Origin of the sequence: Variovorax sp. UC122_21 (assembly GCF_044056785.1) — a bacterium.
Classification (GTDB): domain Bacteria; phylum Pseudomonadota; class Gammaproteobacteria; order Burkholderiales; family Burkholderiaceae_C; genus Variovorax.
On the sequence record NZ_CP172004.1, the window covers coordinates 6,279,051 to 6,305,112 of the forward strand.

The 26,062-nt window shown below is 69.9% G+C and carries 22 protein-coding genes; 3 read left to right on the plus strand and 19 right to left on the minus strand.

Going from position 1 to position 26,062, the window contains the following annotated elements; genetic code table 11:
* From ACHMXE_RS42335 to tssJ, 3 genes are all read right to left on the minus strand, one after another.
* Positions 1 to 1,350 (minus strand): DotU family type VI secretion system protein, encoded by a 1,350-nt coding sequence (locus ACHMXE_RS42335; RefSeq protein ID WP_395353032.1) that lies wholly within the window; start codon positions 1,348 to 1,350, stop codon positions 1 to 3.
* Between the two features lie 8 nt (positions 1,351 to 1,358).
* Positions 1,359 to 2,741, minus strand: a complete 1,383-nt coding sequence (gene tssK, locus ACHMXE_RS42340; protein ID WP_203203695.1) for a type VI secretion system baseplate subunit TssK — start codon at positions 2,739 to 2,741, stop codon at positions 1,359 to 1,361.
* Positions 2,742 to 2,930: 189 nt separating this feature from the next.
* Positions 2,931 to 3,446, minus strand: a complete 516-nt coding sequence (gene tssJ / locus ACHMXE_RS42345) for a type VI secretion system lipoprotein TssJ (protein WP_203203694.1) — start codon at positions 3,444 to 3,446, stop codon at positions 2,931 to 2,933.
* Positions 3,447 to 3,571: 125 nt separating this feature from the next.
* Between tssJ and ACHMXE_RS42350 the strand changes: the two genes are divergently transcribed.
* The 3 genes from ACHMXE_RS42350 to ACHMXE_RS42360 are packed head-to-tail and all read left to right on the plus strand — an operon-like array spanning position 3,572 to position 7,073.
* The gene (locus ACHMXE_RS42350) at positions 3,572 to 3,985 is read left to right on the plus strand and encodes a TssQ family T6SS-associated lipoprotein (RefSeq protein ID WP_203203693.1); all 414 of its coding nucleotides are present in this window, start codon (positions 3,572 to 3,574) and stop codon (positions 3,983 to 3,985) included.
* A gap of 45 nt (positions 3,986 to 4,030) precedes the next feature.
* A complete protein-coding gene (tagH, locus tag ACHMXE_RS42355; RefSeq protein WP_395349410.1) occupies positions 4,031 to 6,250 on the plus strand; it encodes a type VI secretion system-associated FHA domain protein TagH in 2,220 nt (739 codons plus the stop codon).
* Entirely contained in the window at positions 6,243 to 7,073 is an 831-nt protein-coding gene (locus ACHMXE_RS42360; RefSeq protein ID WP_203203691.1) for a PP2C family serine/threonine-protein phosphatase, read from the plus strand. The genes tagH and ACHMXE_RS42360 overlap by 8 nt, the downstream gene beginning before the upstream one ends.
* Positions 7,074 to 7,098: 25 nt before the next feature.
* On the opposite strand, the gene ACHMXE_RS42365 is transcribed toward ACHMXE_RS42360, so the two are convergent.
* From ACHMXE_RS42365 to tssA, 16 genes are all read right to left on the minus strand, one after another.
* Positions 7,099 to 7,479: a DUF4150 domain-containing protein gene (locus tag ACHMXE_RS42365; RefSeq protein ID WP_203203690.1), complete on the minus strand. Its 381-nt coding sequence runs from the start codon at positions 7,477 to 7,479 to the stop codon at positions 7,099 to 7,101.
* 14 nt (positions 7,480 to 7,493) lie between these two features.
* Positions 7,494 to 8,159 (minus strand): DUF3540 domain-containing protein, encoded by a 666-nt coding sequence (locus tag ACHMXE_RS42370; RefSeq protein ID WP_209540404.1) that lies wholly within the window; start codon positions 8,157 to 8,159, stop codon positions 7,494 to 7,496.
* Between the two features lie 53 nt (positions 8,160 to 8,212).
* Positions 8,213 to 8,440, minus strand: coding sequence for a pentapeptide repeat-containing protein (locus ACHMXE_RS42375; protein WP_395353034.1), 228 nt, complete (start codon positions 8,438 to 8,440; stop codon positions 8,213 to 8,215).
* A gap of 2 nt (positions 8,441 to 8,442) precedes the next feature.
* A complete protein-coding gene (locus ACHMXE_RS42380) occupies positions 8,443 to 9,264 on the minus strand; it encodes a pentapeptide repeat-containing protein (protein WP_395349413.1) in 822 nt (273 codons plus the stop codon).
* Positions 9,261 to 11,852 carry a DUF2169 domain-containing protein gene (locus ACHMXE_RS42385; RefSeq protein WP_395349414.1) on the minus strand — a complete coding sequence of 864 codons (2,592 nt, stop codon included), beginning with the start codon at positions 11,850 to 11,852 and terminating at the stop codon, positions 9,261 to 9,263. The genes ACHMXE_RS42380 and ACHMXE_RS42385 overlap by 4 nt, the downstream gene beginning before the upstream one ends.
* A gap of 13 nt (positions 11,853 to 11,865) precedes the next feature.
* A complete protein-coding gene (locus ACHMXE_RS42390) occupies positions 11,866 to 12,255 on the minus strand; it encodes a hypothetical protein (protein ID WP_203203686.1) in 390 nt (129 codons plus the stop codon).
* A 50-nt stretch (positions 12,256 to 12,305) separates the two neighbouring features.
* On the minus strand, positions 12,306 to 14,687 hold the full coding sequence (locus ACHMXE_RS42395; protein WP_395349415.1) for a type VI secretion system Vgr family protein: 2,382 nt from the start codon (positions 14,685 to 14,687) through the stop codon (positions 12,306 to 12,308).
* A gap of 15 nt (positions 14,688 to 14,702) precedes the next feature.
* Complete coding sequence (gene tssH, locus ACHMXE_RS42400) at positions 14,703 to 17,441, minus strand: type VI secretion system ATPase TssH (protein ID WP_395349416.1); 2,739 nt, start codon at positions 17,439 to 17,441, stop codon at positions 14,703 to 14,705.
* Positions 17,438 to 18,622, minus strand: a complete 1,185-nt coding sequence (gene tssG / locus ACHMXE_RS42405; protein ID WP_395349417.1) for a type VI secretion system baseplate subunit TssG — start codon at positions 18,620 to 18,622, stop codon at positions 17,438 to 17,440. The genes tssH and tssG overlap by 4 nt, the downstream gene beginning before the upstream one ends.
* Positions 18,619 to 20,499, minus strand: a complete 1,881-nt coding sequence (gene tssF / locus ACHMXE_RS42410; protein ID WP_395349418.1) for a type VI secretion system baseplate subunit TssF — start codon at positions 20,497 to 20,499, stop codon at positions 18,619 to 18,621. The genes tssG and tssF overlap by 4 nt, the downstream gene beginning before the upstream one ends.
* A complete protein-coding gene (gene tssE, locus ACHMXE_RS42415; RefSeq protein ID WP_203203681.1) occupies positions 20,499 to 21,056 on the minus strand; it encodes a type VI secretion system baseplate subunit TssE in 558 nt (185 codons plus the stop codon). The genes tssF and tssE overlap by 1 nt, the downstream gene beginning before the upstream one ends.
* Positions 21,056 to 21,922 (minus strand): type VI secretion system accessory protein TagJ, encoded by an 867-nt coding sequence (locus ACHMXE_RS42420; protein ID WP_395349419.1) that lies wholly within the window; start codon positions 21,920 to 21,922, stop codon positions 21,056 to 21,058. Before ACHMXE_RS42420 ends, tssE begins: the two co-directional genes overlap by 1 nt.
* 262 nt (positions 21,923 to 22,184) lie before the next feature.
* Positions 22,185 to 22,667, minus strand: coding sequence for a type VI secretion system tube protein Hcp (locus tag ACHMXE_RS42425; RefSeq protein ID WP_057593445.1), 483 nt, complete (start codon positions 22,665 to 22,667; stop codon positions 22,185 to 22,187).
* A 45-nt stretch (positions 22,668 to 22,712) separates the two neighbouring features.
* Positions 22,713 to 24,218, minus strand: a complete 1,506-nt coding sequence (gene tssC, locus ACHMXE_RS42430) for a type VI secretion system contractile sheath large subunit (RefSeq protein WP_057593408.1) — start codon at positions 24,216 to 24,218, stop codon at positions 22,713 to 22,715.
* Positions 24,219 to 24,251: 33 nt separating this feature from the next.
* Complete coding sequence (gene tssB / locus ACHMXE_RS42435; RefSeq protein WP_203203679.1) at positions 24,252 to 24,821, minus strand: type VI secretion system contractile sheath small subunit; 570 nt, start codon at positions 24,819 to 24,821, stop codon at positions 24,252 to 24,254.
* 61 nt (positions 24,822 to 24,882) lie between these two features.
* Positions 24,883 to 25,974 carry a type VI secretion system protein TssA gene (gene tssA / locus ACHMXE_RS42440; RefSeq protein ID WP_395349420.1) on the minus strand — a complete coding sequence of 364 codons (1,092 nt, stop codon included), beginning with the start codon at positions 25,972 to 25,974 and terminating at the stop codon, positions 24,883 to 24,885.
* Positions 25,975 to 26,062 lie beyond the last annotated feature (88 nt).

Consider the following 26,062-nt stretch of genomic DNA (forward strand, 5'->3'; position numbering starts at 1 on the left):
TCAGCGTCCTCCCTGCGGTGCCACCGGCGCGACCAGCAAGGTCACTTCCACGCGGCGGTTGCGCGCGCGGTTGGCGGGCGAGTCGTTCGGCACGATCGGGTCGGCATCGCCGCGGCCCTCGGCGCGCAGCCGGTCGGGGCGCGTCATGCGCGCGCCGATCATCTTGCGCACCGAGTCGGCCCGCGCCTGCGACAGGTGCCAGTTCGACGGGAAGCGCACGCTGCGGATCGGCTGGTCGTCGGAGTAGCCGTTGATCAGCACGCTGCCCTCGACCGCGTTGAGCGCCTCGGCCACGCGGTTGAGCACCGGCACGTAGCGGTCCAGCACCTTGTCGGCGCCCGAGGCGAACAGGCCGTCGCCGCGCAGGATCACCACGCTGCGGTCGGCCTCGTCGCGCACGCTCACCAGGCCCTCGCGGATCTCGGCCTCGAGGAAGCGCTGCAGCCGAGGCTGCGGCGCGGGCTGGGCCACCGCGCGCTGCGTCTGCGGCAGGCGCACCGCGTTGATCGCGGAGAAGGCGCCGTCGGAGGTGCCGCCGAGGTTGAAGGTCAGGAGCGCGAAGACGATCATCAAGAGCACCGCGGCCACCGCGCCCACGGCCCACACCGGCAGCCAGTTGCGCGTGCGGCGCACGGGCGCGCTGGTGTCCTGCCAGTGCGGCGACAGCGGCTGCGCGATCTCGCCGCGCGTCTGGCGGATGATCTGCAGCAGGCGCTGCTTGAGGGTCTCGAGTTGCGAGCGGCCGTTGTCGATGACGCGGAAGCGCCCCTCGAAGCCCATCGCGAGGCAGAAGTAGATGAGCTCGATCAGGTGCAGGTGCTGCTGCGGGTTCTGCACCAGGCGCGAGAGCAGCTGGAAGAACTTCTCGCCGCCCCAGGTCTCGTTGTGGAACATCACCAGCAGGCTCTGCGAGGACCAGATGCTGCCGCCCCAGGGCGTGAGCGCGGCCGCCTCGTCGACGGCGGTGCACAGGCAGTAGCGCGCGCCGATGATGACCTCGGGCGAGATGCCGCTCTGCTGCGCGCGCGTCTCGAAGCGGCGCACTTCGTCGACCAGGTGCTCGCGCAGCTGCGCGGGCGAGTCGTGGTGGCCGGTGGCGCGGATCTGCGGGATGAGGTCGAGCAGCGGATTGGCCGCGGCCACCAGCGGGTTGTTGCCGGCCAGCGCGGTGTCGCCCGCATGCGGGCGCCGCGTGTCGTGGAAGGCGGTGAAGGCCTGCGGCTGCTCGCCGAGGCCGCGCGGGGCGTTCAGCGGGTTGTTGCCGCCATGGGCGCCGCCGTTGGTGCCGCCGCCCGGATTCGGCGGCACGAAGCCACCCGGCCCGACGGCCACGTCGTTGATGCCGTTCATGCGATCGCTCACGGACGGATGGCCCAGAACTCCATGGCCAGGCCGGGGAACTCGCCGGCCAGGTGCATGGCCACGCCGCCCGACTTCTCGAGCTGGCGCCACATGTCGCCGCTCTTGTCGAGCTCGAAGTAGTGGTAGCCCGCGTTGTAGGGAATCTGCCGCGGCGCCACCGGCAGCGGCCGCACGGTCACGCCCGGCAGCTGCAGCTGCACCAGGTCGCGGATGCGCTCGACCGAGCCGATCTTCACCTGCGTGGGGAAGCGCTGCTGGATCGCGTCGGCCGGCAGGTCGGCATGCACCGCGAGCACGAAGCCCGCGTTGCGCACCAGCACCGGGTCGGGCATGCGGCCCACGCGCACGCCATGGCTGCGTTCCTCGAGCTCGATCGCGATCGCGCTCTGCTCGAGCACGGCCGACAGCGAGCGGCGCAGCTCCTCCATCAGCGGGCGGATGCTCTCGTTGAGGTTGTCGTGGTCGTACACCGGCCACACCACGGGCCGCCGCGTGGGCGAGGTGTGCGTGGCGAGGTGGCAGGCCAGCTTGAACCAGTCGATGAACAGCTCCTCGGGATGCACCTGCACCGCCTGCTGCGCATGCCAGGTGAGCGCGAGGTAGCGGTTCACGAGCTCGAGCAGCAGGAAGTCGGAGACCTCGCTGACGCCGCCGCGCCCCGGCTGCGACAGGCGCGAGGCCAGCGCCTCGGAACGCTGCGTGAGCAGGCCGTGCAGCTCGGCCACCATGCTGCGCAGCATCGGCTGCGCCGACACGTCGAGCACCGGCGGGATGTAGTTGGCGTCGATCACCAGCTTGTGGTCGGTGCGGCGCTCGATCACGCGCACCGCGCCGATCGCCTGCCACTCCGCGGTCAGCGAGGAGGCGCGCACCAGCCGCAGCCGCGGCGCCGCGAGCTGCAGCACCGCCGGGCCCAATGCAACTGCGTTGCCATCGGCGACTTCGCGCTCGACCACGTGGAAGCGCGCGGCCGAGGTCGTGTCTTCCGCGAAGATGACTTCCTCGCTGCCGGGCCTGCGCAGCGGCAATGCGAGCACCACCAGTTCATCGGTCAGGTCGCTCGGCACGTCGTAGGGAACGGGTGCGTCCTCCACGCCGAAGGAGAACGGCGTGCCGTCGGGCATCACGCCCGATCCGCCGAGCAGCGAGACGCGGCCCAGCGCATGCGCGTCGCGATCGATGTCCAGGTGCAGCCAGCCCCAGAACGCACCCTGCAGCCCCGCGGTGCGGCGCGTCACGTACTGCTCGACGTAGCGCTCCAGTTGCTGGAAATGCTGCGGCCGCAGGTACATGCCCTCGGACCACACCACGCGATTCGCCAACGCCTGCGGATGGGCGCCTGTTCTGCTGATGGCGCCCGGATTGCGAACTGTCACCAAAGAAAACCTCCTGGAGTGCGGCCACTCTCTTGCGGGCGGTCCATCGTCGAGATGCCCTCCCTGCATGGGCGCATTGCGTGTCGATGCTACACGGCGATGTTTACGTTTTGCACCGTTTTTGCAGCGTCGAGGCCTTGGCCTACGTGCGGCGCACTTTCGTATTAGGGCGTGCGCGCAAGTGCTACGAAATCACGTAGTCGGCAACAGTTCGATACCGGTCTTGCGGATCACGATGCGAACCTTTTGTTCACTCGGAGAGAACTGCCAGACCTTGTAGAGGTTCGTCTGCTTGGGCTCCTTGAGCGGCAGCACGAGGCGCCAGCGTGCGTTCTCGAGCTTGCGGTAGCCCGCGATCACGCCGATGGCGCGCGAATCGAGGCCGGCCTCGCGCTTGAAGACGCGCTCCTCGCCGCTGCGCAGAATGGCCTGGTCGGCATTCACGAGTTCGGCCGCGAGCGTCTCGCGATCGCGGTCCTGCAGTGCGAAGTAGTCGGCGGTCTCGAAGTTGCCCGAGGACTTGAGCTCGAACACCTTCACGAGGATCGGCGCGGCCTGTCCGCGGCCATCGGGGTTGACGCCGTCGTCGACCTTGATCGACACCGCGTAGGGCGTGGGCATGGACTTGGCCGTCGATGCGCAGCCGCCGAGTCCGGCGAGCAACGGCGAGGTCACGATCGCGCTTCGCAGCAGGGTTCGTCGATGCATGGGTTCTCCCATCGAAGTTCGCGCCTATAGTATCGAGACGTCATGCAGCGACGATGTCGGCCGACGTGCCGTCATATCGATGCGGCACAGTATCCAAGCTTAACTTTGCAAGGCAGGAGAGAAGATTGAAGTCATTGCTGTGCGCTCTGGTGATCCCGCTCTTTCTGGTCGCAGGCTGCGACACCACGCCGAAGGCCACCGATCCAGGACCGCCGCAACCCGAACGCCTGAGCCAGCAGGTCGCGCGCACCACGCTCGAACGCGCGCAGCAGGCCTACGACGATGGCGACTACGCGAAGGCCATCTCCACGCTCAAGAGCGGCGGCGTGTCGGTGTTCGATGCGGCCGAGCCCAACACGCGGCTCGCCGCGATGAAGCTCGAGGCCTTCAGCTACTGCGTGGCCAACCAGTTGCCCGAGTGCCGCACGCAGTTCCTCAAGATCCTCGATGCCTTCCCTTCCTTCGATCTCAGCATCGCCGAGCGCAAGCATCCCGTGTGGGGCCCCGCGTTCGAAGCCGCCAAGAAGATGAAGCGCTGACGGGCCTCCCACGCCAGGAGCCCGTGTCATGAATTGGGAGATGCCATGCGTTGGACGGTGATCGAACATGCGGGCCGGCCGGTGGCCGCGGGTCCGTCGGCCCTGCTCGCCGCGCCCGGCGGCACCATCGGCCGCAGCCCCGACAACCACCTCGTGCTGCCCGACGAACAGCGGCAGATCTCGCGCCTGCAGGCCACGGTGCGCTTCGACGAAGGCCGCGCGGTGCTGCGCAACATGAGCGCGGTGCTGCCGATCAGCGTGAACGGACAGACGCTGCGGCACGACCAGGAGTCGCCGATCGCCGAGGGCGATCGCGTGACGATCGGCAGCTACGTGCTCGAGGCCACGCCCGCGAATGCCGGCACGAGCCGCGCGGCACCGGCCATCGCGCCCGCGCCGGCCGCTGTCGAACCCACCGTCGCGTGGCCGCCCGCGGTCGAGTCCGCGAGCTCGCGCCTGGCCGCGGCACCGGTGAGCTCGCGCCTCGCATCGACACCGGACTTCGGTGCGCAGGCCGCATCGCTGCCGACCTCGATGCCGCCGGCCTATCCGCCAGCGCCTCCACCCGCGGCCGCGCCGCTCGATGCGCTGCTGCCGCAGGCACCGGTGTCCGACGTGTTCTCCGATCTGTTCGGCGCGGGCGCCCTGCCGATCGGCGACACGCATACCGCGCCGCCGCGCGAGGCGCCCCTACAGCAACCCGTGCCGCAAGCGGTGCCGCAATCCGTGCCGCCGCCGGCGCAACGGCCGCCCGCGCCCGTGGCCGCGCCGGTCTTCGCGCCCGCATCGCCGGCATTCGCGCCGCCGCCCGCCGCCTTCGCATCGCCGGTGCCGCCGCCCCCCGCGGCGCCCGCGCCCGCACCGGCCGCGCGCTCGTCGATGCCCACCGCGGCCGACTGGGATGCGATCCTCGCCAACGCGCCGCGCCGTGCCGACACCACGCCCGAGCCCATGCCCGACCCGTTCGCGCACGAGCCCTTCGAGCTGCCCTCGCAGGCGCGCAGGAACCCGGCCGATCCGCTGGCGCAGCTGAACCCCGGCGCCACCACCGACGTGTCCGACTTCGCGCTCAAGCGCGGCATCGATCCGCTGTCGCTGTTCGCGGCCGACCGGGACGCGCCTTCGCCGCTGTCCGATCCGCGGCCCACCGCGCTGACGCATGCGCCCGCGCTCGAGGACGTGCATCCCGCGGTGGACCTGCTCGAGAAGCGGCCGGCGGTGCCGGGCTACACCCAGCCCAACCATGCGCGCGAGGTGTCGGGCCAGTTCCGTCCGCCGACGCCGATGCCGCTGCCCGTGGCGCAGCCGCCCGCGCGCATGGTCGAGCCCGAGCCCGAACGCGAGGCGGCACCCGCGACGCCGGTCGCCGCGCCGCCCACCGCATCGATGCAGAGCGCGCCCGTCGAGGCCGTGCTCGCGGCCATGCCGACGCACCCACCCGTCACGTCCGCCGAAGCACCGCAGCCCTCGGCGCTCCCGACCATGGCCCCGGTGGTCACGCCCGTGGTGACGCCCGCGCCGGCCGCGGTCGAAGTGCCGGTCGAGGTGCCGGTCGAGGTGCCGGCCGAAGTCGTCGCCCCGAAGGCGAGCCCCGAACCGGTCGCCGTCCCCGCACCTTCGAGCCCCGCCACCGACACCGCGCCCGCGCTGCCCGCGGCCTCCTGCGAGGCGCTGTTCCGCGCCTTCCTCGATGGCGCCGGCGTGCCCGACGTCGCGGGCCAGCAGCAGCTCGATGCCGAGATGATGCGCAGGCTCGGCCGGCTGATGCGGGCCTTCACCGACGGCACCATCGAGCTGCTGTCCTCGCGCGCGATGCTCAAGCGCGAGGTGCGCGCCGAGATCACGATGATCGTGGACGAGGAGAACAACCCGTTCAAGATCCTGCCCAACGGCCGCGCGGTGCTGATGCAGATGTTCGGCGCGCGCATGCCGGGCTTCCTGCCGCCCGAGGCCGCGGTGCACGATGCGCTCGGCGACCTGCAGTCGCACCAGCTCGGCATGGTCGCGGGCATGCGCGCCGCGCTGCTGATGGTGCTGCAGCGCTTCGATCCCGAGGCGCTCAAGAAGGACACGCCTCACGACGGCGGCCTCGGCGAGAAGCTGCTGCCCGGCGGCCGCGACGCACGCCTGTGGCGCCAGCTGCAGCAGCTGCATGCCGAGACCACGGCTGCCGTCGAGGACGACTTCCAGGCCGTGTTCGGCCGGGCCTTCCAGCAGGCCTACGACCGGGAAATGGAACGATTGAAGGAGGCACGCCGTGCTTGAAGCGACCCGCACGACCCCGTTCGCCGTCCCGCTGTCCACGTCGCAGTTCTCCTGCGTGGGCGAGCGCAGCGGCAACCAGGATGCGATCGGCTACCACCTCGACGACTGGTTCGGCTGCTTCGTCGTGAGCGACGGCGTCGGCGGCAATGCCGGCGGCGAGCAGGCCGCGCGCACCGCGGTCGACACCGCGCTCAACGCCTTCGTCGCCAACCCCTCGGTGGCCGCCGAGGACATCCAGCAGTGCGTGACGCGCGCCAACGACGCGATCCTCGCGCGCCAGCGCGCGCAGGCCGAGCAGGGAAAGATGAGCGCGACCTTCGTCTCGCTGTTCGTCGACCGCAGCAGCGGCCAGGCGCGCTGGGCCCATGTGGGCGACAGCCGCCTCTACTGGTTCCGTCGCGGCGTGCTGATGGAACGCACCGAGGACCACAGCCTGTCGCAGCGCTCGCGCGAAGGCATGGCCCACGGCGAGGCCGCGCCGGCCAACGGCGCGCAGGCGCTGATCCAGAGCAACCTGCTCTACCGCGCGCTCGGCGCGCGCGAACGTGCCGAGGCCACCGTCTCGGGCACGCAGCGGCTGGCCGACGGCGATGCCTTCCTGCTGTGCACCGACGGGCTGTGGCAGCTGATCTCGCAGCAGGTCATGGAACGCTCGCTGCAGCTGGCCGACAGCGCCGAGGAATGGCTCGCGCTGCTGCGCCGCGCGGCCGAGGCCAAGGCCGACGAGTCGCGCGACAACTTCTCGGCGCTCGCGGTGTGGGTGGGATTTCCGCAGCAGGTGACGCTGGCGGGGACGGCGCAGCCCCCGCGCCATCCCGGCTGAAGGCGCGGCGCGCCCCTCGCGCGGCTCAGGGCGCCAGCACCAGCATCTTGAACTGGCTCGGCACCAGCCGCATGCCCACGATGTTGCAGCGGTTCTGCAGCGAGATGCTCGTCACGCGCGTGACCGGCGTGCCCTTGACCAGCACGGTGAAGGCGCCCGTCAGGTGGCGCGACTGCTGCATGAAGGTCTGCGAGATCACGCCGCCAAGCACGCCCGGCTGGTCGCCCAGCGTGATCGGCGTGAAGGTGGCCATGTTGTGCGCGGGCATGGCCATGAACAGGATGTTCCAGGCGTTGGGAATGGCCATCGGCCCGAGCGCCATGTTGGGAAAGGGAAAGGGCACGGGCGTGCGGCACACGTCGGGAAACGCGATATCCATTCCCATGAGCTGGCAGTTGGCGAACATCGTCGGTCCCTCCTTCAGCCCATGTGGATCTGGGCCGCGTCCACCTTGACCAGTTCCTTGCCGGTCACGACGGTGTGGTGGCCATGGATGCGCACCGCGTGGCTGGCTTCGCAATCGAGGTGGCCGACGCGGACCTGCTCGGTCTCGTCGACCACGCGCAGCGTGCTGCGCGCCATGCTGAGCAGCCGGTCCGCCATCGTCTCGAACAGCTTGCCCAGAAGCCGCACGCGCCCGACGGTCGCATCGACGGCCTGCCCGACGTAGCGCATCTCCGCGACCTGGAGCTGGGCCTGCTCGGCCCGCACCTGCCATTGCGCGCCCGCCATGTCGAGCTTGCCGGCACCGTGCAGCCGGAGGTCGGTCGCGCTGTCGACGGCGATCGACCCGCCCGGTGCGCTCAGCACCAGGTCGCCGGGCACCTCGATGCGGCTGGCCCGTGGATCGGCCTGCTCGACGACGGCGATCAGGAACACGCGCTGCGCATCGGGCCCGGAGAACAGCACCGTATCGCCAGGCGCGGGCTGCAGCAGGCAGCTGGCGGCGCGGCGGCAGGTCCATTGGCCGCCGCCCTCGTCCTCGACGAGGATGGCCCCGTGCGGCTCGCAGGCCAGGACCTTGCCCAGCAGGTGGATGGAAACCGAAGCGGCGGTGGCCGGCGAACGCAATGCGACGACATTCATCTCGTTACTCCTTTGTGCTTTCGGATGCTTTGCGAATCTCGCGGTCCGCGGCCTCATGGCGCGTCGGACCACGCCTGCGCCTTGTGCAGTTCGAGGTCGTGCTCGATGATGCCGGCGCGTGTCGAGAAGCGGGTTTCCGCCTGCTCCGCGCGGTGCAGGCGGGTGCGCAGGAAATGCGCGTCGCGCAGGTCGGCGCCGCCGAGGTCGGCATACGACAGGTCGGCATCGTCGAGCCGCGCACCGCGCAGGTCCGCGCCGGCGCAGCGCGCGCGCTGGAACACGCTCAACGACAGGTCGGCCTCGCGCAGGTCCGCGCCATCAAGCCGGGGCCCGGACCCCAGATCGATCGCTCGAAGCGGCCGGCGCGGAAGTTCACGCCGCGCGCATCGGCCTCGGGAAACAGCGCCTGCCTGGCATCCACGCCCGCGAAGCACGCGCCTGCGAGCGAGGCGCCCTTGAAGTTGCTCTGCACCAGGTCGGCCCCGGTGAAGTCGACCTCGTCGAGCCTGCTGTCGGTGAACTGGCACAGCGCGAAGCGCTGCCCGGCCAGGCGCTGGCCGGAGAGGTCGCACTCGATGAAGACCGAGCTCTCGCAACGCGCGCCGGTCCATGCCACGGTGCGCAGGTCGGCCCGGTGGAAGACCGCGAATTCCAGCCGCGCGCCGCACAGGTCCATGCCGTCCATGCGCGATTCGGCGAAGGTGGAGCGCTCGATCCAGGCCCCTTTCAGCACGGCCTGCTCGAGGCCGCAGCGGAAGAACTGCACGCGGGCGATGCGCTCGGTCTCGAACAGCGCCCGCGCCAGCTGCGACTCCACGAACGCGGCATCGTCGATCCGCGCGCCGGGCGCGCGTACCTCGCTCAGGTCGCAGCGGTGAATGCGCGCGCCCTCGAGGCAGGCCTGCGAGAGATCGGCGCCGGCGAGCTGGCAATTCGACAGCGTGGCGTCCTCGAGGCTGCAACCCGCCAGGGCCGCCCCGGAAAGATCGACGCCTTCCAGGATGGCACCCGAGAGATCGAGCCCCGACAGGTCGGCGCCGGACAGGCGCGCGCCCATGAGCGGAACGCCGTGGCGCACCTTGTCGACGAGCTCATCGCGCGTCATGCGCCGCCTCCCGTCCCGCGCGCGGGCCAGACCTTGGCATGCTGGGTGTAGGCGCCGTCCATGTGCGTGGTGCCGTCGAGCAGCGCCTGCGAGACGTCGGCACGGAACAGGTTGGCCTGCGCGAGGTCGGCGCCGAGCAGGTTCGACTTCGAGAGGTTGGCATCGATGAGGTTGGCGCCGCGCAGCGAGGCCCCCGACAGGTCGGCGCGCACGAACAGGCTCTCGCCCGCGGCCATGCGTTCCAGGCGCGCGCCGCGCAGATCGCACGCGGAGAAGTCGCAGCCGTCGAGCCGGGCCTGCGTGAGGTCCGCGCCGGCGAGCCCGGCGCCGCGCAGGCCGCAATGGGTCAGCGAGGCGGCGCGAAAGAGCGCGCCCGGAAGCGAGCTGCCGTGGGCGAAGCTGCAGGCCTCCAGGCGCGCCTCGGAAAAGGCGATGCCCGCGCCGCCGTCGAGCGATACGAAGCCGCACTGCACCAGCTTCGCGCCCGCGAACGAAACGTCCGCCATGCGGCACTCGAGCCAGACCACGCGCGAGAAGTCCGCCTCGTCGAACACCAGCTGGTCGAGCTGGAGCCTGAACATGGGCACCTGCATCCAGCGCGTGCGGCGCAGGTCGCATTGCCGCAGCACGCTCTCGTGGAAGCCGGTGCGCTCGAAGGTCGCGCCGGCGAACACGCTCGATTCGAGCGTGGCCTTGTCGAGGTTCGCCTCGACGAAGCTGGCCCCCGAGAAGTCGGATCCGACGCAGCGCGCGGCCCCCAGGTTGGCGCCATCGAAGCGCGCGGCGGGCCCGATCGCGCCCGACAGGTTGGCGCGCGCCAGCACCGCCTGCGAGAAATCGCAGCCATCGAGCCGCGCGCCCGAGAGGTCCGCATCCTCGAGCATCGCGCCCGAGAAGTCGGCCCCGCGCAGGTCCATGCCCGACAGGTTCGCGCCGATGAGGTTCATGCGCGCGAAGCGGCGCTCGCCGGGCGGCGCCGATTCGAGCCGGCGCCGGATCTTGGCGGCACGGAACGAGGTGGGCGCGGGCGCGGGATCCGACAGGTGCGCCGCGTGCAGGTAGCTGCGATGCACGCGCTCGATCATCTGCGCGCGCTGCTGCGCCGAGAACATCGGTGCCGCCGCCGCGCCGCCGGCTTCGCGCGCGAAGTCGTCGGCGCGCTCGATCTCGCGAATGAAGGCATCGGGATCGAAGCGGCTCGCGGGCGCCCCCGGCGTCGGCTCGGCATCGAAGCCCGCCTCCTGCCGGCGCGCCTCGTTGTCGGCCTCGAGCTGCTTGCGCGAACGCACCGAGTCCTCGATCCGCTCCTGCACCCGCTGCGTGTAGTCGGGCATGTCGTCGAGGTCAGGCAGGATCTCGGCGTCCGGCGGACGCGGCAGGTAGTCGTCGGGCTCCAGCCCCATCGCCACCAGCTGCGCGCGCTGCGTGTCGTACTCGCGCTGCTGGCCGGCCCGCATGTTGCGCGCGGTCGGACGGCTCCAGGGATCGAAGAGCTTCGCAGCCTCCCACTCGCCGAGCACCGACTTCGGCACCAGGTCGCTGTCGCGCACCACGTGGATCGCCTGGGCCGGGTCGATGCGGCGCCGGAGCACCTCCTGGTAGTGCGCCAGCGGCCGCGGTGCGTCCGGCAGCTCGAGCGCCGGCATGATGTGCTTCACGTCGGCTGCATCGTCCTCGGCGATCGGCATGCCGCCATGCCAGACGAGCACGGCGCGCTCGAGATGCGGGAAGAACCACACGGTGGTCGGCCGCAGCGCGATCTCCGCGAGTTCCGCGCCGTCCTGGCGAAAGCTCGCGAAGCAGCGCGCGGTCCAGTCGGGCAGGAAGCCGCGCAGCACCGGCTCGCGCGGATGCATGTTGGTGATCTCGTAGGGCGCGCCCAGCGGCAGCGCGCTGGCATCGGGCCAGCGCTGCTCGGGCGCCGCCGCGTTGAGGAAGTGCCAGTCCACGTCGCTCGCCAGGCCCGGGAAGTCGTTCTCCACCCAGCCCTTGCCATAGGCCGAGCCCATGAGCTTCATGCGCTGCGGCCAGTCGGGCGGCATGCCGGCAAGGCTGGCTGGCGCGACCGGCTGGTCCGGCGCGCTCATGTCCCGGCCCGGCACCACCACGTTCGGCAGGCGGCGCGTGCGCACGCCATTGACGATCTCGTCGCTGCGGCCGATGCCCATCGGGTTGTCGGCGAGGTCGGCGCCGCCGTAGGCATGCCGCCAATCCATGCGCATGCGGTCGAAGGGCTGGGGACTGGTGCTGCGGCCATCGAGCCAGTAGCGGTCGCCATAGACCAGCAGCGAGCGCTCGAACCCCGCGACGCGCAGCCCCGCGGCCGCGCGCGTCTTGTCGTCCTGGTGCGCGGTGTAGCAGTAGCCGCTGGCGAGCATCTCGGGCGCGAGCTTGGGCAGGCCCAGGTCGAGCACGCATCCGGGATCGAGTTCCTCGCTGGCGACCTGCCAGAGTTCCTGCTCGGGCATCAGCTTCGGGTCGGCGCCGAGGCTGAACATCGCGAGCACGCTGACCCCGAGCGTGTCCCTGCGCTGCCAGCGATAGGGCCGGGTCAGGATGCTGAGACGAAAGGGCTTGACCGTCTTCACCGCGCCGCCGTTCCTACTTGAGCGCCTGGTCGATGGCCACGCGGCGGGTCGCCGGATCGACCTTCACCCGGATGCGCCGGCCGGTCGCGAAATCGGGCAGCTTGACCGGCGAGATCGGTGCGAGCACCTCGGCCTCGAAGGCCGGCACCGGGCCGTTCGCCTGGATGTCGAGCGTCAGCCGGGTGAGGATGTAGATGCGCTCGACGCGGATCTCGGCATCGGTCGACGCGCGCACGACCGCGGTGGCGGGCACGCCTTCGGCGAGCACCCGCGCCGGCATCGCGCGCTCGAGGAGCACCTCAAGGTTGAAGGCCTGCATCCTGCGCACCCCGACGGCGCCGAGCACGATCAGCGCGAGGACCGCCAGCGGTATCGCGATCCAGAGGTAGCCTTCGAACGCCATCTTTGTTCCGGGTCCTTTCTCGTTGCCTTCGCCGCCGCGCGGACGCAGGCTCACATGCACATCCAGAGCAGCTGCAGGTAGGTCTTGAGGCCGCCGATCTTGATGTCGAGGGCCTTGTTGCTGACCTGCGCCGAGGTCTGCGTGCTGGTGAACGCGCCGATCGCGTAGCCGACGCCGAAGATCTCGCCCTTGAGGCCGTTGCTGCTGAGCTGCAGCAGCGAGTTGAAGTTGGCCAGGCCCGAGGTGCTGGTGTTGACGCCGTTGAATGCCACGTTGGCGCCGGTCGCCGTCAGCCGGTAGGGCGCCGTGTCCCACTTGGTGGCGCGGTTGATGTGCTTGACGTGCTCGCCCTCGGCGATCACGTTGCCCGCCGCGGTGATCTTGATGTCGCCCGAGGTGGAGGTGATCGACACCGCCTTGGCCGAGCCGACATAGTCGCCGCCGGTGACGGTCGAGGTGTGGGTGCCGTCGATGGTCTCGGTGAGCGTCGAGGTGATGTGGTCGACCGCCGTGCCCGTGACCTTCCGGTCCCAGTTGGCGTTGTAGCGTTCGGTGCGCAGCGCATCCACGGCCGTGAGCTTGGACTCGCCCTTGACCGTCTCGGTCATGCCGCTCTTCACCTCGACCAGCAGTCCCTGGTCGAAGGTCTCGTGGCGCAGCCCGGCCAGCACGTTGACCTCGGACATGCCGGTCTCGACCGTTTCCTTGGCGCCTTCCTTGGTCGTGATCTCGATGCTGTTGTTGAAGAAGTGCTCGGTCTTCTTCGTCACCTCGAGCTTGGAGCCCGACTTGTAGATCGCATGGTCGAGCCCGTTGTTGACCGTGGTGGTGCGCGCCTCGTCCACCGTCAGCTCGTCGTTCTTGTGGACGTGGGTGGTGCGGTTGCCCTCCACCGTGTGCGTCTCGTCGTTCTCGACCTCGATGACGAAGTCCTTTTGCGCATGGATCTTGATCGACTCGTTGCTCGGGTCGTCGTCGATCACGAAGTGGTTGGCCAGCTCGCCGTCGCCCTTGATGGTGCGGCTGATGAAGCCGCTGACCGTGGCCTTGGCCGGCAGCTCCAGCGGCGGCATCTGGTCGGCGTTGTAGACGCGGCCGATGATCAGCGGCCGGTCGGGGCAGCCGGCGATGAAGTCGACCACCACCTCCTGGCCGATGCGCGGATGGTTGACCGCGCCGAAGTTCGAGCCGGCCCAGGCGCTCGACACGCGCACCCAGCACGAGCTGTCCTCGTTGCGCTGGCCGTAGCGGTCCCAGCGGAACTGCACCTTCACGCGGCCGTACTTGTCGATCCAGATGTCCTCGCCGGCCGGTCCCACCACGGTGGCGGTCTGCGGCCCGTTGGTGGTCGGGATGCGCGTCACGCGCGGCGCGCGGTAGGGGAAAGAGGTCGGCTGCACGCCGAACTGGAAGCCGTAGTCGCCTTCGCCGTTGCCCGAGGCGTAGCCGCCCTCGCGCAGGTTGTAGAGCACCGAGACGATCAGGTACTCGCGGTTGTCCTCGTCGCGCGGCGCGTTCTGCATCGTGAAGCGGTAGCCGGGCGCCATGCCGCGCACGGTGGCGTGGCCGATGTCGAGCTCGGCCTGGGCCTGCGCCTCCTCGAGCCGGATGCGCGCGTAGTGCTCGCCCTGGCCGGCGTCGCTGTAGCCGCCGAGCCATTCGTACATCTCGTACTGGCCGTGGTCGTTGCCGCGCGGCTGGCTGCGCGTGGTGAGCAGGTCGGCCTTGGGCTTCTTGAAGTCGAAGTCGTCGACCACGTAGGTGCCGGGGCGGATCTCCTCGGTCACCTCCCACTGGTCGATGGCCTCGCGGCCCGGGTCGCCCACGCGGTCGGTCGAGACGTAGCTGATCCTCGGGTATTCGGGCAGCGTCTCGTGCGCGCTCATGTCGTCGGCCAGCACCAGCGTGTGCTGGTTCTTCTCGTGCTTGAAGAAGTAGTAGATGCCCTCGTGCTCCATGAGACGGCTCACGAACGCGAAGTCGGTCTCCTGGTACTGCACGCAGTAGTCCCACTGCCGGTACGAGGCCGTGAGCTTCTTCTCGAGCGCGAAGCCGTACTCGCCGAGCACCTCCTCGAGGATCTCGACCACCGACTTGTTCTGGAAGATCTTGCAGTCGCTGGTGCGCGTGAGATACCACAGCCACGGCCGCACCGAGGCGCGATACACCATGTAGCGCGACGAGGCCGCGTCGCGCCCGATCAGCGTGAAGCGCGTGATCTGGCCGTTGAGGTAGCGCGGCGTGCCGGTGAGGGTCTTGATCTCGAGCGTGAGCGGCTTGCCGAGCATGGCCTTCATGTCGACCGAGGTGTTCGGGCTCAGCAGGTCGACCTCGAACTCGAACAGCTGCGACAGCCCCTCGCTGCCGTGCATCGAGCGGAAGAGCAGCTGGTCTTCCCCGAGCGGTGTGTGGGCGGTGACGACGCGGGCCATGACGACTCCCTTCGCTTAGCTGGTTTCGGTAAACGCGTAGTGGAAGTCGTCGCCCTGCGCCGACAGCTCGACGCCCGCGAGCTTGCGCCCGCTGACCGTGGCGCCAATGACTTCCTCGCTCAATCGCGGCAGGATGGTGTGCGTGAGGATCGCATCGATCATCCGTCCACCCGACTCTATGGCCGTACACCGGCGCGCCACAAGCTCCACGGCGCTGTCGGTGTAACCCAAGGTAATGCCGTGGTTGGCCTGCAGACGCGCGGCCACGCGGTCGAGCTGCAGCCGGATGATGCGGTGCAGCGCGTCGGCATGCAGCGGGTAGTAGGGCACCACCACCAGCCGGCCGAGCAGCGCGGGCGCGAACACCTTGAGCAGCGGCTCGCGCAGCGCCTGCGCCAGCGGCTCGGGGTCGGGGCGCAGCACCGGGTCCTCGCACAGCTGCATGACCAGGTCGGTGCCGACGTTCGAGGTCATGATGATCACGGTGTTGCGGAAGTCGATGTGCCGGCCCTCGCCGTCCTCCATCCAGCCCTTGTCGAAGACCTGGAAGAAGATCTCGTGCACGTCGGGATGGGCCTTCTCGATCTCGTCGAGCAGCACCACGCTGTAGGGCCGCCGACGCACCGCCTCGGTCAGCACGCCGCCCTCGCCGTAGCCCACGTAGCCGGGGGGCGCGCCCTTGAGCGTGGAGACGGTGTGCGACTCCTGGAACTCGCTCATGTTGATGGTGACGAGGTTCTGCTCGCCGCCGTACAGCGCCTCCGACAGCGCGAGCGCGGTCTCGGTCTTGCCCACGCCCGAGGGGCCGCACAGCAGGAACACGCCGACCGGCTTGTTGGGGTTGTCCAGCCGCGCGCGCGCGGTGCGGATGCGCCGCGCGATGGTGTCGAGCGCATCGGTCTGCGCGACCACGCGCTGCGACAGGATCTCGCCGAGCCGCAGCACCGACTGCGCATCGTCGCGCACCATGCGCCCGATCGGGATGCCGGTCCAGTCGGCCACCACCGTGGCCACGGCCTGCGCATCGACCGCGGCGAGGATCAGCGGCGATTCGCCCTGCAGTTGCGCAAGCTTGCGCTGCGCCGCGTCGAGTTCGGCACGCATCTGCTCGGGCGAGGCTTCGGGCTCGGGCTCGGTCTCGACGGGCGCCGGTGCGGCCTCCGCGCTGTCTTCTTCATCGCCCTCCTCGTCGACCTCCTCGGCCTGCACCGGCACCGCCGCCGGCGAGAGCCGACGGCGCAACGCCACGATGCGCTCGACCAGTTCGCTCTCCTCGGTGCGCCTTTGCTCGAGCGTCGCGAGTTCGGCCTGGGCGGCATCGATCTGCGCCGCGATGTCCTGCACGCGCTGCGCCTCGCCGACACCGATCGCGGCCTCGCGCTGCGCGATGCCTGACTCGATGCCCAGCACCTCGATGCGCCGCTGCAGGTCCTCGAGCGCGGCCGGCAGCGCATGCTGGCTCAGCGCCACGCGCGCGCAGGCGGTGTCGAGCAGGCTCACGGCCTTGTCGGGCAGCTGGCGCGCGGGAATGTAGCGGTGCGACAGGCTCACGGCGGCCTCGAGCGCGGCGTCGAGGATCAGCACGCCGTGGTGCTTCTCGAGCTCGGCCGAGATGCCGCGCAGCATGATCACGGCCTTGGGCTCGGTCGGCTCCTGCACCTGGATGGTCTGGAAGCGCCGCGTGAGCGCCGGGTCCTTCTCGATGTATTTCTTGTACTCCGACCAGGTGGTGGCGCCGATGGTGCGCAGCCGGCCGCGCGCGAGCGCGGGCTTGAGCAGGTTGGCGGCGTCGCCGGTGCCGGCGGTGCCGCCCGCGCCCACCAGCGTGTGGACCTCGTCGACGAACAGCACGATCGGCTTCGGGCTCTTCTCGACCTCGTCGATCACCTGCCGCAGCCGCTGCTCGAACTCGCCCTTCACGCCCGCGCCGGCCTGCAGCAGCGTGGGATCGAGCACCCACAGCGAGACCTCGCGCAGCGAGGGCGGCACGTCGCCCGCGGCCAGGCGCTGCGCCAGGCCCTCGACCACCGCGGTCTTGCCTACGCCGGCCTCGCCCGTGAGCAGCGGGTTGTTCTGGCGCCGGCGCATCAGGATGTCGACGATCTGGCGGATCTCGTCGTCGCGGCCGTAGACCGGATCGAGCTCGCCCGCGCGCGCCTTGGCCGTGAGGTCGCTCGCGTACTTGGCGAGCGCCGAGCCGCCCGCGGCCTGCGGCGCGGCACCGGCCGGGTTCGGCGCGCCGCCGGCCACGGGTTCGGGCGCGACGTCGTAGTCGTCCTCGGGCGAGCCTTCGGTCCAGGCCGGCAGCTGCGCGATCAGCACGTCGGGCACCAGCTTGTCGAACTCGCGCGAGATGCCCGAGAGCACCTGGCGCAGCCCCGGCGTCTTGACGATGCCCGCGAGCAGGTAGGCGCCGCGGATCGAGGTCGCCTCGAAGCGCAGGCTGGCATAGACCCAGGCCCGCTCGACCGCGCTGTCGACGTGCTCGGAGATGTCGCTGATCGAGGTCGCGCCGTGCGGCAGCCGGTCGAGCGCGCGCACCAGGTCCTGCTCGACCGCGTCGAGGTTGAGGCCGGCGCGCTTGACGATGCGCAGCAGGTCGCTGTCCTGCAGCTGCAGGATCTGGTGCAGCCAGTGCACGAGCTCGACGTAGGCATTGCCACGCAGCTTGGCGAAGGCGGTGGCGGTCTCCAATGCCTTGTAGAGCATCGGGTTGAGCTTGGAGAACAGCGAGACGCGGCGGATGTCGGTCATGAGGCCTGGGTGAAGGAAGCGGAGGTGTGGGAAGCGGTGGATGCGGAACGCGAATGCAGGGCCTCGGGCGCGAACACCAGGTCGCCGGCATCGGTGTCGGACAGGCGGGTGCCGAGCCAGCTGCCCCAGCCCAGGCGCTGGCCGCCGCTGAGCTGCATGCCGCCGGCCTCCTCCTTGCGCAGCACGAGCCGCAGCTCCCACGCGAATTCGATGCCGACGTACTGGCGCACCCAGTCGACCACCTGCTGCAGCCGCCGGCTGCCGGGCAGGAAGGCGCGGTACTGCTCGAGCGTCAGCGGACCGAGCTCGAGGCGGAACTTGCTCTGCGCATCGCGCACGGCCAGGCCGATGGTGGCGCCGGCGCCGAGCCGGTGGTTGCGCCCGAACAGGCCGATGCGGCTGACCTGCGGTTCGTCGATGGTCACCCAGTCGCTCACGAACTCCTCGATGCGCACCGGCAGGTCGAAATACAGGCGCAGGATCTGGATCAGGCCCTCGGGATTGCGCGTCTGGCGCACCAGGTGGCCCGCCATGTGGGTGCGCGCATGGTCGGCGATGCGGTCGCGTTCCTTGAGCCCGGGCTGCCCCATGTTCATGAGGCTCGCGACGTACTCAACGAAGCGGTGGCCGTCGGGCCGGTCGAGGCTGTTGACCGACTGGGCATCGGCCCAGGCGCGGTAGAACAGAAGGATCAGCCGGTGGTGGAACAGGTCGGCGAAGGCGCTGAGCGTGTGGTCGTTGTGGTGCCGCTTGCGCTCGCGCGCGTACTCGGTCAGGTGCAGCGGCAGCGGGCCGTTGGGGCCGAACAGGCCGAAGCCGTAGATCGAGATCTGCGGCGGGCCGTCGCGGCTGTCGTCCACGCCCGAGACGTTCGAGGGCGCGAAGGCCATCGAGGGCTCCTGGCCGAGGCGCAGCGGCTCGTCGAGCGGGCGCGGCGCGCGGCCCAGCAGCGGATGGTCGCCGTGCGCATCGAGCCGGCGCAGCAGCATGAAGAGGTCGTGCTCGAACGGCTGCTCGACCAGGCCGGCCCACAGCGCCGGATCGACCTGCGGCAGGCCGCGCGCGGGCGGCGGCGCGGCGGCGGCCCCCGCCTCGTGGTCGAGCACCCGATCCGCCGCGTCGCTCGCCGGCGTGTCCTGCGCGGCGCCGGTGTCCTCGCGGAGGTCGGTGGTGCTGTTCATACGGCGGGTCGGCGTCCGATGCGCGGCGTCCAGCGCGCGATGTCGCCGCGCTGCAGGCTGGACAGCGAGAACTCGGTGAAGGCGTTGAGCGACACGTGGCGGCTGAAGAACTGCTCGAGCACGGCGCCGAACAGATACGGGCTCGCGCCCGAGAAGGCGGTCTCGTCGAGCTTCAGCGCGATCTCCACGCCGCGGCCGAAGACGATCGGGCCCGGCTCGGGCAGGCGGCGGAACACCGGCGCCAGCTTCATCGAGCGCACGCCCTGGATCTGCCGGCGCACCGAGGGATCGGCGAGGTTGCCGTAGAGGTCGAGCATCTCGCGCAGCGCGGCCGCACCCTGCTCGGCATCGACGTCGGTGAGGCTCAGGTAGTTGAGGCCCAGGTGGCTGATGAGGCGCCAGGTCAGCGCGCCCTCGGCCAGCGCCGGATAGGGCCGCGAGGGACCGCGCAGGATGCGGATCGCGCGCACCGGCGCCGACACGCGCAGCGTGAAGTCCGACTCCAGGCCCGTGGGCAACAACAGCGGCAGGTCGCGGTTGGTGCACAGCGCGTCGAGCGTGATGTGGCGCAGGCTGTGCGGAAAGGGCGCGTCGTGCTGGTCCACCAGCGAGACGTAGATCTCGCTGCCGGTGTAGCTGGTGCGCGTGCCCTGCGCGCGTGCGCGGTCCGACACCAGCCGCGGTTCGCGCCGCACCGAGAAGTAGGCGCCGAAGTCGCCGTCGTCGGAGGCGAAGGAACCGAGGAAGGGCCGGAACTCGCGCTCCTCGGAGCCGTTGCTCATGTGGCCGACCACGCGCTCGACCGTGAAGATCTCGAAGTCGCGCGGCCGCGTGCGGTCGATCACCGCATGGTGCTCGTGCTGGCCCGGGCCCACAGGGATGCGGTCGCTGCGGCGCGGCACCAGGTTGACGATCGGCGTGCAGAACAGCGAGAACTGGCGCGCGTCGACCAGCCGCTCGAGGTCGCCGTCGGCGCGGTCGAGCAGGATCACGATCTCCATCGTGTTGCCGCTCATCGCCGCGGCCGCGGCACGCAGCTTGTTGACGCTGAAGAACAGGTAGCGCTCGGGGAAGGCGAAGTACTCGTGCAGCAGCCGGTAGCCCTGGAACGAGCGCGCGTCGTAGGGCAGCAGCGACTGGTCGGGCTCGAAGCCCTCGTGGCGGATCGCCTCCTCGCCCAGCGGCACGATGCGCGTGCCCTGGCCCGCGGTGCCGGGGCCGCTGCGGCAGACCGTGCCGATCGAGTGGTGCACCGCGAGTTCGAGCACGCGCAGCGCATGCAGCTCGGCGCCCGAGAGGAAGAACTCGAGCCGATCGAGCGGCATCTCGGCGAAGCGCGCGCCGCCCACGGCCTCGAGCTTGATCGTGATCGCGCTTTTGGCCTGCCGCGCGACGATCGGCAGCGCATGCAGGATCTCGGCCGGCACCGGCCCGAGGCTGGCCTCGGCGATGCGGATCGGCCACAGCGTGACCGCGTGGCCGGTGCGGAACTCGCAGGCCGTCTGCTCGCCCTTGATCATGCGCCCGCGCAGGATCGTGTGGCGCGGCAGCTCGTAGCCGGCCTTCAGCGAGCCCTCGTTGAGGTTGCCGTCGATCTGCACCACGCCCATGGCCGGCAGCGGCGCGAGGAAGTTCGGATAGACCACCTCGAGCAGCCGCTGCGAGAAGCGCGGGAACTCGGCATCCATCTTGAGCTGGATGCGCGCCGTGAGGAAGCTGAAGCCCTCGAGCAGCCGCTCGACGTAGGGATCGCTGACCTCGATGCCGCGCATGCCCAGGCGGCCCGCGATCTTCGGATAGCGCTGCGCGAACTCGGCACCGAGCTCGTGCATGTAGGTGAGTTCGCGGTTGTAGTAGTCGAGCAGCCGCGCGTCCATCAGAGGCCTCCGGTGGGGCGCAGCATCATGTGGCCGCTTTCGAGGTCGAGCTCCGAGCGAAGGATGAACTCGATCGGGTAGGGCACCGACCACAGGGTGCCGCGGATCTCGAGCGCGAGCAGGTTGTGGTGCTCGAGCTCGGTGGCGTCGGTCACGCAGCGCACGTCGATGCTGTCCTTCATGATGCGCGGCTCGAAGTCGATGATGGCGGTGCGGATCGCGGCCTCGACGTCGGCGAAGTCGACCTCCGACATGCGCCCGCCGGCCCAGCCGCGCACGCCGTAGTTGACGACCGAGCGGCGCGCGCGCGGCAGGTTCTGGATCGAATGCGCGGTGCCGAAGTTGGTGGTGTTCAGCAGCCACTGCAGGTCGCGCAGCACCGAGTCGCGCAGCAGCTTGCCGCTCATCAGGAAGGCGCCCGCGCGCTCCTGGCGGTTGCTCGGCTGCTTGTCGGTGAGGCGATCGAGCAGCACCGGCTGCAGCCGGTCGCGCGCGACGCTCTCCTGCTCGCCCTCGGCATCGAGCCCCGACCAGGCGGAGGCGCCGGCCGTGGCCATCAGGCGGCCTCCCCGGCGGTGAATTCGATGCCGCGCAGCTCGAGCAGCGCATGGTCGCCCGCGTCGCTGATCAAGGTGCGCTGGCCCGCGCCCGCGAACGCGGCCTCGCCGGCCAGCGGCAGCCAGTCGGTACGGCGCGCGAGCGCGAGGCCGTCCTCGAGCGTGGCCAGATCGCCGGCATAGCGCACCGGCACCAGCACGGCCAGCGCGCGGCCATCGGCCAACTCGACCTGCACCGGCGACCACAGCAGATCGACCAGGTGCTGCGGCCGCTGGAACGTCAGGCGGCGCACCGAGGGCAGCGGCAGCCAGCCATAGCCCGCGGGCGTGATGACTTCGAGCGCGGCGCCAAGGCGCGCGTCGCCGTCGCAGAGCCAATCGATGTCGATGCGCTCGATCGCCTCGCCGTCGACCGGCTCGCCCGTCGCGTCGCCCGAGCGGTCCACGGCCTGCAGCAGGCCGCGCAGCGCGGGCGTGGCATCGCGCGCCGATTCGCGCAGCCGGGCCGCCTCGTCGGCCTGGTCGGCCGGCAGCGCGGCGGCCGCGAGCAGGGCATCGACCCAGTCCGCGCCGTCGCCGAGCACGGCGGGCGCGCGCGCGGCATCGCCGGCCCAGAAGGCGCTGCGCTGGCGTTCGCCGGCCAGCGCCATCGAGCAGGTGGCGCTCGCGGGCGTGAACGAGGGATCGAACTTGACGGCTGCCTTGAGCTGGTCCTCGGCGCGCTGCCACTCGCCGCGCAGCGCGAGGAAGTGGCACAGCGCGAGGCGCAGGCTGGCGTTCTGGGGATCGGCGCGGATCTGCCGCTGTATCCCCTCGGTGTGCTCGGCCACCGAGCGCTCGCCCAGCCCTGCAAACGCATCGCCCATGAAGCAGCCTCCTCTGTCGTTTCGCCAATGCACGGTCCCGGCCCTGTGATGCCAGAGCCGCCGCCGTGGTCGGTGGTTGGATATCGCTCGTGGCCTGCCGACGCCCGCTTCGCGGGGCCGTGGCCTTTGCCGTGCGATGGCGGCGCCATGCACCGCCTTCGCCGCTCGGCCTTCGGCTGGCGGCCCCAGGACCGTCAGCCGGAGACCGGCTCGCCCGCGGCACCGAGGCGCCGCCCGCGAGCCCGGCCGGGCCCGCGGAAGATCAGGCTTCCTTGTTTTCCTTGATGTTCCAGCCGAGCTGGGTTTCGGCGCCCTTGCCGCCCTTGTCGGTCTGTTCCCAGTACTGCTGCTTGACCTTGGCGGCCTGGAACGCGTACTGCACGAACACCGCGTCGCTGCCCTGCTCGGCCGTGTACTGGACCGAAGTGACCAGCACTTCCTCGAGCGTCACCCGCGTGTATTCGATCTGTCCGCCACCGGCCTTGCAGACCGAGACCTCGACCTTGCTCAGGTGCTTGCCGCTGGCGCAGTTCTTCATGACGGACGGTGCCGCCTTGTCGATGCGCGCGAGCACCTGCAGGTCGTTGAAGCTGGCCTTGCCCACGCCGCCGCCACCGCCGCTCACCATGTTTCCAGGCTGCGTCGCACCCCACGCGAACGACTTGATGTCGGTCCAGTCCTTGTGGTTCGAGTCCTTGGATTCGCCGTTCGCGCCTTCGACGCGCATGAACATGTCTACTGCCATCATTAACCCCCGGAGTTGTGCGTGCCCCATCGGAGCACTGTTGAATTAGCTGCTGTCCTTCTTGTTGGACGGCAGCTTCGAAACCAGCCGCAACGACACCGTGAGCCCTTCGAGCTGGTAGTGCGGCCGGAGAAAAAACTTGGCGGCGTAGTAGCCGGGGTTGTCCTCGATCGGTTCCACCTGGACCTCGGCGGCGGCCAGCGGCTTCATCGCCTTGGTGTCCTGCGACGAGGTGCCGGGGCTGCCGTCGACGTAGTTCATGATCCAGTCGTTGAGCCAGCGCTCCATGTCCTCGCGCTCGCGGAACGAACCGATCTTGTCGCGGACGATGCACTTCAGGTAGTGCGCGAAGCGGCAGCAGGCGAACAGGTAGGGCAGGCGCGCCGCCAGGTTCGCGTTGGCCGTGGCGTCGGCGTCGTAGTACTCGGCCGGCTGCTGCAGCGACTGGGCGCCGATGAAGGCCGCGAAGTCGGAGTTCTTGCGGTGCACCAGCGGCATGAAGCCGTTCTTCGCGAGCTCGGCCTCGCGCCGGTCGCTGATCGCGATCTCGGTCGGGCACTTCATGTCCACGCCGCCGTCGTCGGTCGGGAAGGTGTGGGTCGGCAGGTTCTCGACCGCGCCGCCCGATTCCACGCCGCGGATCGAGGTGCACCAGCCGTACTGCTTGAACGAGCGGTTGATGTTCACGCCCATCGCATAGGCCGAGTTGGCCCAGGTGTAGCGGTTGTGCGCGGCCGAGTCGGTCTCTTCCTCGAACTCGAACTCGTCGACCGGGTTGGTGCGCGCGCCATAGGGCAGGCGTGCCAGGAAGCGCGGCATCGCCAGGCCGATGTAGCGCGCATCCTCCGACTCGCGCAGCGAACGCCACGCGGTGTGCTCGGTGTTGTGGAAGATCTTCGTCAGGTCGCGCGGATTCGAGAGTTCCTGCCACGACTCCATCTGCATCACGGTCGGCGAGGCGCCCGCGATGAAGGGGCAGTGCGCGGCCGCGGCGATCTTCGCCATCTCGCCGAGCATCTCGACGTCGGGCGGGCTGTGGTCGAAGTGGAAGTCGCCGATCAGCGCGCCGAAGGGCTCGCCGCCGAACTGGCCGTACTCGGCCTCGTAGATCTTCTTGAACAGCGGGCTCTGGTCCCAGCCGATGCCCTTGTGGCGCTTGAGCGAGCGCGCGACTTCGCGCTTGGAGGCGCACATCACGCGGATCTTGAGCTGCTCGTCGGTCTCGGTGTTGTTCACGAGATAGTGCAGGCCGCGCCAGGCACCCTCGAGCTGCTGGAAGTCCTCGTGGTGCAGGATCTGGTTGATCTGCTCGGAGAGCTTGCGGTCGATCTCCGTGATGATGGCCTGCACCGTGCGATAGGCATCGTTGGAGATGGTGACGGAGCTCTCGAGCGCCTGCACCGCCAGCGTCTTGACGGCGTTCTGCACCGCCTCGCGCGCCTGGTCGGTCTTGGGCTTGAACTCGCGCTGGAGCAGGTCGGAGAACTCGTTCGGCTCGAGCGCCTCGACGGTCTGCTGGGCGCGCGCGGATTGTTTTTGCACGGTACTCATGGTGATGGTCCTGTCGACGTGATCGGCTCGCGCTTACTCGGCGGTGCCCGGCGTGCCCGCCGGCTTCTCCGCGGCCGCGTCGATGGCGCTGGCCACCGCGGGGTTCGGGCTGGTGGCCAGCGACTTCAGCAGCGCCGGGTTCTGCAGCGCCTGCGCGATGAGTTGCTCGGCGCCGTTCTTGCCGTCCATATAGGACAGCAGGTTCGACAGCTCGGTGCGCGCGTCGAGCAGCTGCTGCAGCGCGTCGACCTGGCGCGCGATGCGCGCGGGCGAGAAGTCGTCCATGCTGTCGAAGGTGATGTCGACGTTGAGCTGGCCATCGCCGGTCAGCGTGTTGGGCACCTGGAAGGCCACGCGCGGCTTGATCGACTTCATGCGGTCGTCGAAGTTGTCGATGTCCACCGCCATGAACTCGCGCTCGGCGAGGTCGGGCATCGGGTCGACCTGCTTGCCCGCGAGGTCGGCGATCACGCCCATCACGAAGGGCAGCTGGATCTTGCGTTCGCTGCCGTAGATCTCGACGTCGTACTCGATCTGCACGCGCGGCGCGCGGTTGCGCGCGATGAACTTCTGACCACTGTTCCTGACACGGTTGTCTGCCATAAAGCTTCCTCTTGATTCTTCGATCGAATGCGTGCGGACCGCGTGCGCCGGTCGCCGGCGCCTACTCCGATGCGTCGGACCCCGGTGGCCGTCCGGCCAGGCTTTCCAGCTTCTGCAGTCCCTCGGGCATGAGCTCCTCGATGATCTGGAAGAAGTTGAGCGCGAGCAGCTTCTGCGCCCTGCGTATCAGCAGGGGCGCGGGATGGCTGGGCTCCGCGCGCTCCAGGTACCGGCAAGCCTTTTCCAACAACACCTGCACATCTTCGCGGCTCGTTATTTCAATATCGTTGATACCGATCGCGCGTAGGCCGGGACCGCCACTTGCAGCGGTCGCCACCGCCATGGGCGCCGCGGCCGGCGCGGCCGGATCGCTCGCCGAAGGGCTCTGGCGTTCGCTCGGCGGCGCTTCGGCCACGGACTGCAATGCCTTCTCGGGCAGCAGCTGCGCCACCGTGCGCATCGAACGTTCGAGGCGCGAGAAATCGGGGGCCCAGCTCTGGCCCAGCGCGCGTTCCGAGGTCTCGCGGATGCGTTGCAGCAGCGCGAGCGCGGCGCGCAGCGCGACGATCGGCGGCGCGTCGTTGTCGTGCGCGCGGCGCGCGGCCTCGCGCAGGCGGCCCACGCCACCCGGGTAGTCGATCTGGTCGGCCTTGCTCGAATCGAGCAGCGCCTCGACCTGCCGCAAGGTCATCGTCACGCCGCCGTCGTCGAGCAATCGCGCATCGCGCACGCTGCGCCCGATGCCTTCGCTCTCGGCCAGCGCGGCCAGTGCATTCATGCGCGGCAGCGGGTCCTCGTCGCCACCCTCGACCACGCGCGGATGCACGTCGTCCCAGAAGGTCTGCAGCACCACGTCGACCAGTTGCAGCCCTTCGACGTAACCCGGCAGGCCACGGCTCTCGGTCCACGCGAGCGTGAGCGGCACCAGCACGCGCAGGTCGCGCGTGCGCTCGCACAGCTGCTTGGCAATGCGCTCGACCTTGGTCCAGTCGGGCGGTTCGGCCGGAATGATCGTGTTGCCGAACTGCTGCTCGCGCTTGCCGAGCGTCGCCTGCTGCAACGCCATGAAATCGGCGTCGTATTCCAGATCCTCACCGCACGGAAGCGGACCCTCGACGGGCTTTTGCAAAAGCTCGATCTCTGCCTGCGACACCCGTTCTCCCTCGTTCAACCAGTCAAAACATTAACGAATCTTTAGTTATCTTGAGTGGAAGCGAGGAGCCGGTCAACTACATCTGAGG